Origin of the sequence: Pseudomonas sp. AL03 (genome assembly GCF_029960815.1) — a bacterium.
GTDB lineage: Bacteria > Pseudomonadota > Gammaproteobacteria > Pseudomonadales > Pseudomonadaceae > Aquipseudomonas.
In genome coordinates this window covers 87273-101696 of the sequence record NZ_JASBRE010000022.1, presented here as the reverse complement: position 1 = coordinate 101696, position 14424 = coordinate 87273, and the positions used below count along the sequence as shown (strand labels likewise).

At 60.6% G+C, this 14424-nt stretch carries 13 protein-coding genes and 2 pseudogenes; 8 read left to right on the top strand and 7 right to left on the bottom strand.

Features of this window, described 5'->3' with window-relative positions:
- Nucleotides 1-191: 191 nt before the first annotated feature.
- The 7 genes from pqqA (at nucleotide 192) to QK293_RS20385 (ending at nucleotide 6471) form a co-directional block, all read left to right on the top strand.
- Complete coding sequence (gene pqqA / locus QK293_RS20415) at nucleotides 192-263, top strand: pyrroloquinoline quinone precursor peptide PqqA (RefSeq protein WP_003253598.1); 72 nt, start codon at nucleotides 192-194, stop codon at nucleotides 261-263.
- 55 nt (nucleotides 264-318) lie between these two features.
- Nucleotides 319-1233, top strand: a complete 915-nt coding sequence (pqqB, locus tag QK293_RS20410) for a pyrroloquinoline quinone biosynthesis protein PqqB (RefSeq protein ID WP_282380347.1) — start codon at nucleotides 319-321, stop codon at nucleotides 1231-1233.
- Nucleotides 1234-1364: 131 nt separating this feature from the next.
- Nucleotides 1365-2117, top strand: a complete 753-nt coding sequence (pqqC, locus tag QK293_RS20405; protein ID WP_282380345.1) for a pyrroloquinoline-quinone synthase PqqC — start codon at nucleotides 1365-1367, stop codon at nucleotides 2115-2117.
- Nucleotides 2114-2386 carry a pyrroloquinoline quinone biosynthesis peptide chaperone PqqD gene (pqqD, locus tag QK293_RS20400; RefSeq protein WP_282380340.1) on the top strand — a complete coding sequence of 91 codons (273 nt, stop codon included), beginning with the start codon at nucleotides 2114-2116 and terminating at the stop codon, nucleotides 2384-2386. The genes pqqC and pqqD overlap by 4 nt, the downstream gene beginning before the upstream one ends.
- Nucleotides 2364-3506, top strand: a complete 1143-nt coding sequence (gene pqqE / locus QK293_RS20395; protein WP_282380338.1) for a pyrroloquinoline quinone biosynthesis protein PqqE — start codon at nucleotides 2364-2366, stop codon at nucleotides 3504-3506. Before pqqD ends, pqqE begins: the two co-directional genes overlap by 23 nt.
- A 90-nt stretch (nucleotides 3507-3596) precedes the next feature.
- Nucleotides 3597-4760: an alcohol dehydrogenase-like regulatory protein ErcA gene (gene ercA, locus QK293_RS20390; protein ID WP_282380336.1), complete on the top strand. Its 1164-nt coding sequence runs from the start codon at nucleotides 3597-3599 to the stop codon at nucleotides 4758-4760.
- On the top strand, nucleotides 4744-6471 hold the full coding sequence (locus QK293_RS20385) for a NahK/ErcS family hybrid sensor histidine kinase/response regulator (RefSeq protein ID WP_282380334.1): 1728 nt from the start codon (nucleotides 4744-4746) through the stop codon (nucleotides 6469-6471). The genes ercA and QK293_RS20385 overlap by 17 nt, the downstream gene beginning before the upstream one ends.
- 110 nt (nucleotides 6472-6581) lie before the next feature.
- On the opposite strand, the gene QK293_RS20380 is transcribed toward QK293_RS20385, so the two are convergent.
- The 4 genes and pseudogenes from QK293_RS20380 to QK293_RS20365 all read right to left on the bottom strand — a co-directional run bounded on the left by QK293_RS20380 (nucleotide 6582) and on the right by QK293_RS20365 (nucleotide 9284).
- Nucleotides 6582-7469, bottom strand: coding sequence for an SMP-30/gluconolactonase/LRE family protein (locus tag QK293_RS20380; protein ID WP_282380332.1), 888 nt, complete (start codon nucleotides 7467-7469; stop codon nucleotides 6582-6584).
- A 41-nt stretch (nucleotides 7470-7510) separates the two neighbouring features.
- A complete protein-coding gene (locus QK293_RS20375; protein WP_282380330.1) occupies nucleotides 7511-8335 on the bottom strand; it encodes an NAD(P)-dependent oxidoreductase in 825 nt (274 codons plus the stop codon).
- Between the two features lie 230 nt (nucleotides 8336-8565).
- Nucleotides 8566-9045, bottom strand: a pseudogene (locus QK293_RS20370) (hypothetical protein).
- Between the two features lie 3 nt (nucleotides 9046-9048).
- Nucleotides 9049-9284 (bottom strand): annotated as a pseudogene (locus tag QK293_RS20365) (copper resistance protein CopC).
- 138 nt (nucleotides 9285-9422) lie between these two features.
- Here QK293_RS20365 and QK293_RS20360 point away from each other — a divergent pair.
- Complete coding sequence (locus QK293_RS20360; RefSeq protein ID WP_282380328.1) at nucleotides 9423-10043, top strand: TetR/AcrR family transcriptional regulator; 621 nt, start codon at nucleotides 9423-9425, stop codon at nucleotides 10041-10043.
- 112 nt (nucleotides 10044-10155) lie between these two features.
- On the opposite strand, the gene preA is transcribed toward QK293_RS20360, so the two are convergent.
- From preA to hydA, 3 genes are all read right to left on the bottom strand, one after another.
- A complete protein-coding gene (gene preA / locus QK293_RS20355) occupies nucleotides 10156-11430 on the bottom strand; it encodes an NAD-dependent dihydropyrimidine dehydrogenase subunit PreA (RefSeq protein WP_282380324.1) in 1275 nt (424 codons plus the stop codon).
- Entirely contained in the window at nucleotides 11431-12798 is a 1368-nt protein-coding gene (locus tag QK293_RS20350; RefSeq protein WP_282380322.1) for an NAD(P)-dependent oxidoreductase, read from the bottom strand. It abuts the gene before it with no gap.
- 86 nt (nucleotides 12799-12884) lie between these two features.
- Nucleotides 12885-14324 (bottom strand): dihydropyrimidinase, encoded by a 1440-nt coding sequence (gene hydA, locus QK293_RS20345; protein ID WP_282380320.1) that lies wholly within the window; start codon nucleotides 14322-14324, stop codon nucleotides 12885-12887.
- Nucleotides 14325-14424: the final 100 nt, after the last annotated feature.

Sequence of the window (14424 nt, the reverse complement as noted above, 5' to 3'; positions counted from 1 at the left end):
AACCTCTCTCGTTGGAATCAGGGTCAACATACAAGGAGCGAGGCTTGCCCGCGAATGGCCGTGTCTGACACCCCGCAACACCCCCTACCAATGCACGCCGCCACCTCGTTCGAAAGTAGCATTCGGGTGCATGGCACCCCGTGCATTAATGGCTTTACCGGAATCGTCCGGCACAAGAAGAGGATTGACCCATGTGGACTAAACCCGCGTTTACCGATCTGCGCATTGGCTTCGAAGTGACGATGTATTTCGCCAACCGCTGATTGTTCACCCGGCCAGCTGTTGCGTTGGCCGGGCCTGCCTTCTGGAGCATTGCCCATGCACATTCGCGTTCTCGGATCCGCCGCTGGCGGTGGTTTTCCGCAATGGAATTGCAACTGCCGCCAGTGCGCTGCGATGCGCAATGGCAGCCTGCGGGCGCAACGGCGCACACAGTCCTCGATTGCCCTGAGCGACAACGGTGTGGATTGGGTGCTGTGCAATGCTTCACCGGACATTCGCGCACAACTCGAGAGTTTCGCGCCGCTGCAACCGGCGCGGCGGGTGCGTGATACCGCGATCGTCGGCGTCGTCCTGCTGGACAGCCAGATCGACCATTGCACCGGCCTGTTGAGTCTGCGCGAAGGCTGCCCGCATTCGGTCTGGTGCACCGAACGCGTCCATGAAGACCTGAGCAGCGGCTTCCCCTTGTTTACCATGCTCAAGCATTGGAACGGCGGGTTGCAGTGGCAACCGGTCGGACTGGACCGCGAACCGTTCAGCATCGCGGCCTGCGAGCACCTGCAATTTCGTGCGATCCCCTTGGTGAGCAACGCACCGCCGTACTCGCCCAATCGCGGCAATCCGCAGCCGGGCGACACCATCGGGCTGTTTGTAGAAGACCGACGCACCGGCGCCTCACTGTTCTATGCGCCAGGCCTGGGTCAAGTCGACGACGAAGTCCTGAGTTGGATGCAACGCGCCGATTGCCTGTTGCTGGACGGTACCTTGTGGCGCGACAACGAGATGCGAATCTGCGAAGTCGGCCAGAACCTGGGCAGTGAAATGGGTCACCTGTCGCAAAGCGGCCCTGGCGGAATGCTCGAAATCCTTGAAGGTTTCACCCGCCAGCGCAAGGTGCTGATCCACATCAACAACACCAACCCGATCCTCGATGAAGACTCGGCCGAAAGGGCATTGCTGGAGCGACACGGGATTGAAGTGGCCTATGACGGCATGAGTATTGTGCTGTAGCGGAGGGCCCTTTCGCGGGCAAGTCGGATCGCCGCACCGCTCGCTCCTACAGATCACATCGAATTTGTAGGAGCGAGGCTTGCCCGCGAAGGCGCTGGACCAAAAACAGCAGAGCTTCCAGGAGAACCGCAATGACTGACACCGCAATGACCCCCAGCGAATTCGAAGCGGCGCTGCGCGCCAAAGGCGCCTATTACCACATTCATCACCCGTTCCACCAAGCCATGTACGCCGGGCGCTCCAGTCGCGAGCAGATTCAAGGCTGGGTCGCCAATCGCTTCTATTACCAGGTAAACATCCCCCTGAAGGACGCAGCGATTCTCGCCAACTGTCCAGACCGCGACGTGCGCCGGGAATGGCTGCAACGGATCCTTGATCACGACGGCGCACCCGGCAGCGAAGGCGGCATCGAAGCCTGGCTGCGGCTGGGCGAAGCGGTGGGGCTGGATCGCGAGCAAATCCTCTCACAGGAACTGGTGTTGCCCGGTGTGCGTTTCGCCGTGGATGCCTATGTCAACTTCGCCCGCCGCGCCTGTTGGCAAGAAGCCGCCAGCAGTTCGTTGACCGAGCTGTTTGCGCCACAGATTCACCAATCCCGGCTCGATGCCTGGCCGACCCATTACCCGTGGATCGACGTCGGCGGTTATGACTATTTTCGTACTCGCCTGAGTCAGGCACGGCGCGACGTAGAGCATGGTTTGCGCATCACCTTGGCGCACTACGTCACGGTCGAAGGCCAGCAACGCATGCTGGACATTCTGCAGTTCAAGCTCGACGTACTGTGGAGCATGCTCGACGCCATGAGCCTGGCCTACGAGCTGGAACGCCCGCCGTATCACACCGTCACCACTGAAAACGTCTGGCACCGGGGGATTGCCCTGTGAGCCTGATCAACCGCGAGCAATCACCGTCGCTGCGCCGGGGTTTTCGCCTGCAATGGGAGCCTCGTCAGGACTGTCACGTGCTGCTGTACCCTGAAGGCATGATCAAACTCAACACCAGTGCCGGGCAGATCCTCGATCTGGTGGACGGCCGGCGCAGCGTTGCGGCGATCATTGATCGACTGTCCGCGAGTTTTCCCGGCGTACCGGGGATCGACGAGGACGTGCTGGCGTTTCTGGAGGTGGCCCATGCTCAATTCTGGATCGAGTGACTCGCGCCCGGGGCCGCCGCTGTGGCTGTTGGCGGAGTTGACCTATCGTTGCCCGCTGCAATGCCCGTACTGCTCCAACCCGCTGGACTTCGCCCAGCAGGGTGAGGAATTGAGCACCGAGGAATGGATTCGGGTGTTCCGCGAGGCCCGGGAGATGGGCGCCGCGCAACTGGGCTTTTCCGGCGGCGAGCCGTTGGTGCGTCAGGACCTGGCCGAGCTGATCAAAGCCGCCCGGGACATGGGTTACTACACCAACCTGATCACCTCGGGCATCGGCCTGACCGAGCAGAAAGTCCGCGATTTCAAGGTCGCGGGGCTGGACCACATTCAGATCAGCTTCCAGGCTGCCGACGAAGCGGTAAACAACATGCTCGCCGGTTCGCGCAAAGCCTTCGCCCAGAAACTCGCCATGGCTCGCGCGGTAAAGGCGCAGGGCTATCCGATGGTGCTGAACTTCGTCACCCATCGGCACAACATCGACCAGATCGCGCAGATCATCGACTTGTGCCTGGAGCTGGAGGCAGATTTCGTCGAATTGGCGACGTGCCAGTTCTATGGCTGGGCTGAACTCAACCGCGCTGGCCTGTTACCCACCCGCGAACAATTGCAGCGCGCCGAGCGCATCACCCACTCATACCGCGAGCGTCTTGAAGCGCAGGGCCACCCGTGCAAGCTGATTTTCGTCACCCCGGATTACTACGAAGAGCGCCCCAAGACCTGCATGAACGGCTGGGCCAATCTGTTTCTCGATATCACCCCCGACGGCACGGCATTGCCTTGCCACAGCGCCCGACAGTTGCCGGTGCAGTTTCCCAACGTGCGCGAGCACAGTATCGAGCACATCTGGACGGATTCTTTCGGTTTCAATCGCTTTCGTGGCGATGACTGGATGAAAGAGCCGTGCCGCTCCTGCGATGAAAAGCACAAGGATCTGGGCGGCTGCCGCTGCCAGGCCTTCATGCTGACCGGTGATGCCGCCAACGCTGACCCGGTGTGCAGCAAGTCCCCGCACCACGGCTTGATTCTCAAGGCCCGCGAGGAAGCCGAGGCCCCGGGGCTGGGCATGGAACACCTGACATTGCGTAACGAGAAGGCTTCGCGACTGATCTATCGAGGCTGAGCCCAGGGCTACCCATTGGTCTGATTGCATTCACAGCCGGATGCTTTAGTGTGAACGTTACCTTCCAAAACAATAAAAACAGGCTTTCCAATGAGCCAGAGTCTCAGCCAGCTGCGTAAATTCGTTTCGCCTGAAATCATCTTTGGTGCCGGCTGCCGGCACAACGTCGGCAATTGCGCCAAAACCTTTGGCGCCCGCAAGGTGCTGCTGGTCAGCGATCCCGGTGTGATTGCTGCCGGTTGGGTCGCCGATGTCGAGGCCAGTCTGCAAGCCCAGGGCATCGAGTATTTCCTGTACAGCGCGGTCTCGCCCAACCCTCGGGTCGAAGAAGTGATGCTCGGCGCCGATCTGTACCGGGAAAATCATTGCGATGTGATCGTGGCCGTCGGTGGCGGCAGCCCGATGGATTGCGGCAAAGGCATTGGCATTGTCGTCGCCCATGGGCGCAGCATCCTCGAATTCGAAGGCGTGGACACCATCCGTGTCCCGAGCCCGCCGCTGATCCTGATTCCGACCACGGCCGGGACCTCAGCCGATGTCTCGCAATTCGTGATCATCTCCAACCAGCAAGAACGCATGAAGTTCTCCATCGTCAGTAAGGCGGTGGTGCCGGACGTGTCGCTGATCGACCCGGAAACCACTCTGAGCATGGACCCGTTCCTGTCGGCCTGTACCGGCATCGATGCGTTGGTGCATGCCATCGAAGCGTTTGTTTCCACCGGTCACGGGCCGTTGACTGATCCCCACGCACTCGAAGCGATGCGTCTGATCAACGGCAACCTGGTGCAGATGATCGCCAACCCGAACGACATCGCCCTGCGCGAGAAGATCATGCTCGGCAGCATGCAGGCCGGGCTGGCGTTCTCCAACGCGATTCTCGGCGCGGTGCACGCGATGTCCCACAGCCTGGGCGGTTTTCTCGATCTGCCGCACGGTTTGTGCAACGCCGTGCTGGTGGAACACGTGGTGGCCTTCAATTACAGCTCGGCACCGGAACGTTTCAAGATCATCGCCGAGACCTTCGGCATCGATTGCCGTGGCTTGAATCACCGGCAGATTTGCGGGCGTCTGGTTGAACATCTGATCGCCCTGAAACATGCGATCGGCTTCCACGAAACCCTGGGACTGCACGGGGTCAGCACTGCGGACATTCCGTTCCTGTCGCAACACGCCATGCACGACCCGTGCATCCTGACCAACCCGCGCCAGTCCAGTCAGCGTGATGTCGAGGTCGTTTATGGCGAAGCCCTCTGACGAACAGCAACGGGCGCTGGCGGGGTTACTGGGATTAGGCAGCCATTCGGCGCGCAAGAGTCATTACCCGGAACTGGCCGCGCGCCTTGACGAGCTGGAAGCCGAGCGCAATCGCTACAAATGGCTGTTCGAAAACGCGGTCCATGGGATCTTCCAGGCAAGCCTTCTGGAAGGCATGCGTGCCGCCAACCCGGCACTGGCGCGGATGCTTGGCTATCAGAACCCGCAAGAGGTGCTGTTCTCACTGGCCGACCTGGCGAGCAACCTGTTTGTCGGTGGTGCTCAAGAGCTGGAAAACATCGGTGAAATGCTCAAGCGCGAGCGCAGCCTGCTCGGGTACGAAACCCAATTGCGGCGCAAGGATGGCAGCAGCCTCGACGTGCTGATGAACCTGTTGCTCAAGCCCGATCAGGAAGGGCTGGTGGAGGGGTTTGTCGCCGACATCACCGAACGCAAACTCGCCCAGCAGCGCCTGCAGCAACTCAACGACGAACTGGAGCAGCGTGTCACCGCGCGCACTGACGAGTTGCTGGAAGCCAACCGCAACCTGCAACAGCAGATCACCCAGCGTAAAGAGATTGCCCAAGCGTTGCGCGATGCCCGAGACGCCGCCGAGGCCGCCAATCGCAGCAAGGACAAATACCTCGCCGCCGCCAGTCACGACCTGCTGCAGCCGCTCAACGCCGCGCGTTTGCTGATCTCCACCCTGCGCGAGCGCAAGCTGCCCGACGTCGAACAAGTGCTGGTGGAGCGTACTCACCAGGCGCTGGAAGGGGCGGAAGATTTGCTCACCGATTTGCTGGATATTTCCCGGCTCGATCAGGCGGCGGTCAAACCGGACATTGCGCTGTACCGTCTCGACGAATTGCTCGCGCCGTTGGTGTCGGAGTTCCAGTCAGTGGCCCAAGCTGCAGGGTTGAACCTGCGGGTGCACATGGGCGATTACGCCATCAGTACTGACTTGCGCCTGATGACGCGGATCCTGCGCAATTTCCTCAGCAACGCCTGTCGCTACACTGACGGGGGCAGCATCTTGCTGGGTGCCAGACGCCGGGGTGAAATGCTGCGCCTGGAAGTCTGGGACACCGGGCGCGGGATCGCGGCGGATCGACTGGATTCGATCTTCCTGGAATTCAACCAACTGGATGTAGGGCGCGCCGCCGACCGTAAGGGTGTGGGCCTGGGGCTGGCGATCGTTGAGCGTATCGCCAAGATCCTTAACTACAGAATCCAGGTTCATTCACGGCCGGGACGCGGTTCGGTGTTCAGCATCGACGTGCCGATTTCCCATGAGGTTCCGCTACCGATCAGTCTGGCCGCGCCACTGCCGGGCACCGGCAATCCATTGCCGGGCCGACGTTTGTTGGTCCTGGACAACGAAGTGAGCATCCTCGAAAGCATGAGCGCGCTGCTCGGGCAGTGGGGCTGCGAGGTGGTGACGGCCACAGATGAGTTCTCCGCACTGGCGGCCTTGCAGGGGCGACCACCAGAATTGATTCTGGCGGACTACCACCTCGATCACGGAGTGGTGGGCTGTGATGTGGTCAGGCATTTGCGCGAGCATTACAAACAGGTGATTCCGGCGGTCATCATCACTGCCGACCGCACGGATCAGTGTCGGCGCTCATTGCAGAGACTCGACGCACCGCTGCTGAACAAACCGGTGAAACCCGGCAAGTTGCGCGCGGTGTTGAGTCAGTTGCTGGGGTAGCGATGCAGTCGTCAATCCGGTGGATGCGATTTTCCTGAGACACCGCGCCGTATGGTTTTACGACTGCTACGCAGCCTTCGGCAGCTGCTACACAGGGGACCTGATGATTTTTATCCCTTGAACACCGGCTCCGGCAAACCTTTCACCCCGGGATTGAGGGCGAACACACCGCCGGCCAGTGACTGTTCGTCGTGGTCGCCGCCGGGGCGGATCGAGGTGACGAACAGCGTGTCCAGTCGGCTGCCACCGAAGGCGCACATGGTCGGTTTTTTCACCGGTACGGCGAGGGAACGGTCCAGTCGGCCGTCGGGGGTGAAGCGGTGAATCAGCCCGGCGTCATTGGCGCAAATCCAGTAGCAGCCTTCGGCATCGACCGCTGCGCCATCGGGACGGCCAGGGAACTGATTCATGTCGACAAACAGCCGGCGATTGGACGGCGTACCGCTGTCGATGTCGTAATCAAAGGCCCAGATCTGCTGGACCAGGGGATGGGAGTCAGACAAGTACATCGTCCGCCCGTCGGGGCTGAAACCCAGGCCGTTGGGCACGATAAACCCGTTGAGTTGCGCCTCGAGTGGCCCACGTTGACCGGCGCTGTAGCGGTAAAGCGCGCCGTCGGTAGCATTGGCGCCCATGTTCATCACCATGCTGCCGGCCCAGAAGCGGCCCTGACGATCGCAGCGCCCATCATTCAAGCGCATATCGGCGCGGGCGTGATCGACGTCCGCCAGCAGTGCGCTGTCGAGGCTGCTGTCGTTGTGCGGGTGCAGATGGAAGAACCCGCTCTCCATCCCGGCAACCCAGCCACCGTCGCGGTGACGTGCGATGCAGGCGAGCATTTGCGGCGTTGTCCAGGCGTGGACATGACCGGTTTCGGCGCTCCAGCGTTGCAGGCCCCCGACGGAAATATCGACCCAGTACAGGGCGTTTTCCTCGGGGACCCAGACCGGGCTTTCACCGACCGCGTTACGGGCATCGACAATCAATTCAACGTTCATGGCAACTCATTCCCTTAGGTTTTTGTTCGGGGTGAGGAGGTTCAGTCGCCAAACGGGCCAGCCGCGACAAACGCACCACCCTGGTAAACCATCGCAGGGTCATCCGCGGCCGGCATCGGTTGGGCTTCGACTTTTTCGCGGAACACTTCGGAGTTGTCTTTTGCCGCGTAGCCCAGGGCGGTGGCGAAACGGTTGTCCCACCAGACGTTCTTGTTATCGGACACGCCGTAGACCACGGTATGGCCGACGTTCGGGGCGTACAACGCGCATTCGAGCAGGTGGGTCAGATCACCGAAGCTCAGCCAGGTGCTCATCATCCGGCGGTTTTGCGGTTCCGCAAACGAGGAACCGATACGCACGCTGACGGTTTCGATGCCGTAGCGATCGAAGTAGAAACTGGCCATGTCTTCGCCGTAGGACTTGGACAAGCCGTAGTAGCTGTCCGGGCGGCGAGGGGAGTGGGCGTCGATGACGTCGTCTTGCTTGTAGAAGCCAATCACGTGGTTGGAGCTGGCGAAAATCATGCGTTTCACGCCATGCCGGCGAGCGGCTTCGTAAATATGGAAAACGCCGCAGATGTTGGCGCCGAGGATCTCTTCGAACGGGCGTTCTACCGACACGCCGCCGAAGTGCAGGATCGCGTCCACGCCTTCGACCAGTTGATGGACCGCCTGCTTGTCCGCGAGGTCGCAGAGGACGACTTCTTCTCGATCATCAAGGGCAGGGGTGATGTCGGCGATGTCCGACAGGCGAATGACATTGGCGTAAGGCCGCAGGCTTTCGCGCAAGACTTTGCCAAGGCCACCGGCGGCGCCGGTCAGCAGCAGGCGATTAAAAGGGGGGCGGGCTGTAGGAGTGGGTGTCATGGAAGTTCCTGCACAAGCAGTTATTGTTATTGAGTTCGTTGTAGGTTGTCGTACGACTGATTGAAGTATCGTTAGGCTTTCCGGTCCTTGTCAACGAGTCATCGTTTGAAATTGACGGAGGGTCATTCCACCCCCCATCAACCACAGGGTTTTTGTGAGCCTGCAAAAGACGGGCGCTGCCGTTTTCCTTGCGGTTTTATTTTTGTCATGCGTCGACCTTTGTGGGAGTGTCAGCCAGTGATCATCGGCGGCAGGGTGCCCAGAAGTGAGACCGCGGCCACCGCTCCCTTCCCGAGCAACCCTTCGAGGATGACGCTGCTTTTCAGAGCGGTCCGACGCTGCTTGCAGTGGTTGATTCGCAGCCGATTGAACAGTGCCAATCCCGGTGAGTCCCCGAACATTGATCAGCCCGGTGATCAGCAGCCCCGCAACCAAGGCGTAACCGACACCGCCAAAGCGTTGCAATATCGCTTTAACGCAATGCTCTGCCGGTTGCCGCAGGATCATCACCAACAGCATCAAGCCGCCGAGCCAGGCACCGACGATCCGCAGGGGCAGGTTCGAACGCAATGGCGTCATCAGCAGCGCTACCAACACAGCGTTGAGCAGCAGGTGCCAGCGCCAGGCCTGGGTCTGAACACCCAGGCCCCGAACAGCATCAGCACCACGGTGAAATGCAGAAAGCGGCACAGCACCATCGCGCTCGTCATGAACTACTGGTCAACCTTGAAGCTGTAGGCGCCTTCGCTTTTGTGCGTATCGACCGACACCGCGTGCCATTCGACTTTGTAGGCACCCGCCGCCAGCGGTGCAGCCGGGGTGACGATCAGGGTTTTCTTGTCGCTGCCTTCGGTGACGAGGCTTTTCACCGGAACGGGGGCGCCGTCCTTGAAGCGGCGAGCAGCGAGCCGAGCAGGGCGCCGGTGGTCAGGGCTTTCTTGAGCAGCATCGTGAATACCTCTGAGGCAAGTTCGAAAAGGCGCCAATTTACCTGCGGGAAGCTAGGTGTACGAAGTTTCGTTTTCCCTTGTCGCCGCGATGTAGAGCGGATGCTAGTCTTGGCCAACGCTGTTGTCAGGGAGCCCTCATGGGCAATCACAAGATTGAGATTCGTCGCAGTAACGTCGAGAAAATTCTGCTGGGGGCCGAAAAGATTTTTGCCGAAAAAGGTTTCGGCGGCACCGCCATGGCCGACATCGCCGCTGAAGTGCAACTGCCGCGCTCCAACCTGCATTACTACTTCAGCACCAAGAGTGAGCTGTACAGCGCCGTGCTGTTGGGTTTGCTGGAAGTGTGGAAACAGGACGCCCTGTGCTTCGAGATGTTCGACGATCCGCGCGTGGTGCTCAGCAGCTACATCCGCGCCAAAATGAACCACTCCCGCAGCCGGCCTTACGGCTCCAAAGTCTGGGCCAACGAGATCATGCATGGTGCACCGACCCTGGGTGAGAAGCTGGACGTGAGTCTGTACGACTGGGCAAAGATGAAAGAAGCGAAAATTCGCCAGTGGGTGGACGACAAACGCATTCTGCCGGTGGAGCCTTCAAGCCTGCTGTACATGATCTGGGCCTCGACCCAGCATTACGCCGACTTCGATCATCAGGTCAATATTCTTAATGACCATCAGCCGCTGTCGGACATGCAGTTTGAGCGGGCGGTGCAGACGGTGACGAGTGTGATTTTGCGTGGGATCGGGTTGGAGCCCTGACTCGATCATTCCCACGCTCCGCGTGGGAATGCCGCCCGGGACGCTCCGCGTCCCTAACGCGGACGCAGAGCGTCCGTTGAGGCATTCCCACGCAGAGCGTGGGAACGATCGGTTAGAGAGCGACGTGATACGGATTCCTCGGGTCATGATTCCAATCCAAAAACGGCTTGCCCGTATCCATCGGCACCATCTCGATACAATCCTGCACCGGACACGTGATCTGACACAGATTGCACCCTACGCACTCATCATCGATCACTTCATATTTATGCGTCCCGTCCGCCTGCTTCAGGCTGGCAACCGCCTGGTGCGAGGTGTCTTCGCAAGCGATGTGGCAACGACCGCAACCAATGCACGCTTCCTGGTCAATCTTCGCAATCACCTGATAGTTGATGTCCAGGTACTTCCAGTCCGTGGTATTGCCCACCGCACGCCCGGTAAACTCCGACACGCTTGCATAGCCCTGACTGTCCATCCAGCGCGATAAACCGTCCTTCATCTCCTCGACAATCCGGAAACCATGCAGCATCGCCGCCGTGCACACCTGCACCGAGCCGCTGCCCAGCGCAATGAACTCTGCCGCGTCGCGCCAGCTGCCGATGCCGCCAATGCCAGAGATCGGCAGGCCCTGCGTCTGTGGGTCGCGAGCGATTTCGGCGACCATGTTCAGCGCAATCGGCTTCACCGCCGAACCGCAATAACCACCATGAGTGCTTTGGTTGCCCACGGCGGGATTGGCGACCATGCGCTCCAGGTTGACGCTGGTGATCGAGTTGATCGTATTGATCAACGACACCGCATCCGCGCCACCGCGATGGGCCGCGCGGGCGGCGACACGAATGTCGGTGATGTTCGGCGTGAGCTTGACGATCACCGGCAGCGAGCAGTACGTCTTGCACCAGCGGGTGACTTGCTCGACGTACTCCGGCACCTGACCGACTGCCGCGCCCATGCCACGCTCCGGCATGCCGTGGGGGCAACCGAAGTTCAGCTCGATGCCGTCGGCGCCGGTGGCTTCCACCAGCGGCAAGATGAATTTCCACGATTCCTCGACGCAGGGCACCATCAGCGACACGATCAGCGCGCGGTCCGGCCAGTCCTTTTTGACCTGAGTGATTTCCCGCAGGTTGATTTCCAGCGAGCGATCGGTGATCAGCTCGATGTTGTTGAAACCCATGACTTCACGATTAGCGCCGAAGAGCGCGGAGTAGCGCGACGACACGTTGACCGCCGCCGGGTCTTCACCCAGGGTTTTCCAGACCACGCCACCCCAGCCGGCCTCAAAGGCGCGGACCACGTTGTAGGCCTTGTCGGTCGGTGGCGCGGAGGCCAGCCAGAACGGATTGGGGGCTTTGATGCCGGCGAAGACAATCGAGAGATCGGCCATTTACGCAGCCTCCACGTTGAGCATGAGTTGAGCGTTGATGGCCTCGGCGGCCCGTTTGCCATGCTGCACGGCCTGCACGGTAAGGTCCTGATCGAGACGGGTGCAGTCGCCACCGGCGTACACGCCGGGAATGCTGGTGCGCAGGTTTTCGTCCACTTGAATCCGCTCACCCTGACGCTTGAGTTCACGGGCCAGCGGGTCGGCGAGGGCGCTGGCATCGAAGGCTTGGCCGATGGCTTTGAAGATCGCGTCGGCGGCCAGTTCGAAAGTTTCACCGGTGGTTTGCAGACGACCGTCTACCGGCCGCGTGCGGGCGAAGCGCATGCCGCGCACGTGGCCCTGATCATCGAGCAGCACTTCTTCCGGTTGCGCCCAAGTCAACAGCCGCACCTGATTGGCCTTGGCGATGTCTTGTTCGTGACCGGTGGCGCCCATTTCCTCGACACCGCGGCGGTACACCAGATTCACGTCGCGAGCGCCGAGGCGAGCCATTTGCACGGCCATGTCGATGGCGGTGTTGCCGGCGCCCAGCACGATGCAATGATCGGCCAGCGGCAGTTGCGTCAGGTCATCAGCCTGGCGCAGTTCGCGGATGTAGTCGGTGGCGGCGAGCAGGCCCGGCGCCTCTTCGTTGGCCAGCCCCAGTTGTTTACTGGCATTCAAGCCGAGGCCGAGGAACACCGCATCGAATTGCAGATGCAGTTCGCTTAAGGTCAGGTTCTCTCCCAGTTTTTGCCCGTGGCGGATCTCGATCCCACCGATCTCCAAGAGGAAATTCAGTTCCTTCTGCGCGTAATCGTCCACCAGTTTGTACTTGGCAATCCCGTATTCGTTGAGGCCGCCAGCCTTTTCCCGTGCCTCGAAAATCACCACGTCATGACCGTGCATGGCACTGCGGTGAGCGCAGGACAAACCGGCCGGTCCGGCACCGACCACGGCAATGCGCTTGCCAGTAGATGCCGCACGTGGGAAGGGGTGTTCGCTGAAGTGTGCGTTGTCTACGGCGTAACGCTGCAACAGGCCGATCAGCACCGGCGCGCACTCATGGTCGTTGTTGCGCACGCAGGCTTGCTGGCATAGAACTTCCGTCGGACACACCCGGGCGCAACTGCCGCCGAGGATGTTCGCCGAAAGAATTTTCTGCGCGGCGCCCTGAATGTTTTCCTGATGAATATTGCGAATGAACGACGGAACATCGATCTCGCTCGGACAGGCATTCACGCACGGCGCGTCGTAGCAGTACAGGCAACGCGAGGCTTCCAGATGGGCCTGACGGTCGTTGAGTGGTGGTGCCAGATCGGTGAAATGGCCAGCGAGGGCGGCCGCATTCTCATAGGGATGCGGGAGGTGGTTGAGGGTCTTGATCACGGTGTTGGCCTCACGGTTATTGAGGTACTGCCTCTGATGGGCTGATCGTTCCCACGCGGAGCGTGGGAATGATCGGGTGTACGGCGTCAGCGTTTCACGGCAACAGGCTTGTTCATCTCAGCCCGCTTACTCAGCAAATCAAACACCGCCGGATACGCCGGCCGTTCGACATACCGCCCGGCGCCACGCTCGGCCCGCAAATCACCATCTGCCCAAACCACCCGGCCCTGGCTGACGGTGTGGCTCGGTACACCGCGCACGGTCTTGCCTTCGAAGATGTTGAAGTCGACCTGCTGGTGATGGGTCTTCGCTGAAATCGTCCGCGTACCTTCCGGATCCCACAGCACCAGGTCCGCATCCGCACCGACGCGGATCGCCCCTTTGCGCGGGTAGAGGTTGAAGATCTTCGCGGTGTTGGTGGAGGTGAGCGCCACGAAGTGCTGCATCGACAAACGCCCGGTGTTCACCCCTTCATCCCACAGCACCGCCATGCGGTCTTCGATACCTGCCGTGCCATTGGGGATCTTGCTGAAATCGTCACGGCCGGCGGCTTTTTGTTCGGCGCAGAAGCAGCAATGGTCGGTGGCGGTGGTGTGCAGGTTGCCCGATTGCAGGCCGTGCCAAAGCGCCTCTTGATGGCCGCGAGGACGGAAGGGCGGGCTCATCACGTAACCGGCGGCGGTCTGCCAGTCCGGGTGTTGATAGACGCTGTCGTCCAGCAGCAAATGCCCGGCCAGGACTTCTCCGTAGACTGGTTGACCCTTGCTGCGGGCGTAGGTGATTTCGTCGAGGGCTTCCTTGGTCGAGACATGCACCAGGTACAACGGCGTGCCTAGCGTTTCGGCGATGCGGATCGCCCGGCTGGCCGCTTCACCTTCAACCTGCGAAGGGCGGGACAACGGATGCGCTTCAGGGCCGGTCATGCCCTGGGCCATCAACTTGCGTTGCAGGTGATAGACCAACTCACCGTTCTCCGCATGCACAGTCGGCACTGCGCCCAATTCCAGACAGCGCTCGAAACTCGCCACCAAAGTGTCGTCGGCGGCCATGATCGCGTTCTTGTAGGCCATGAAGTGCTTGAAGCTGTTGACCCCGTGATGATTGACCAGCTCGGCCATGTCCTCACGCACCTGTTCGCTCCACCAGGTGATCGCGACATGGAAACCGTAATCCGACGCTGACTTCTCGGCCCAGCCGCGCCACTGATGAAACGCTTCCATCAAGGATTGCTGCGGATTGGGAATCACAAAGTCGATGATCGACGTGGTGCCGCCGGCCAGACCTGCCGCCGTGCCACTGAAAAAATCCTCACTGGCCACCGTGCCCATGAAGGGCAGCTGCATGTGCGTGTGCGGGTCGATGCCGCCGGGCATCAGGTATTGGCCGCTGCCGTCGAGCACTTCGGCACCCGCTGGAACATCAAGATTTTCACCGATGGCTTTGATCACGCCGTCGGCGCAATAGACGTCGGCGCGATAACTTTCATCGTGGGTAATAACGGTGGCGCCACGGATCAACAGAGACATTCCGAGTTCCTCGCAGGCAATGACCGACTTGTGCCGGTTCTAAATGTTTTATATGAAGCCGACGCAAACAGGCGTATTCCTGTCAGCGCTGTCAGGAATA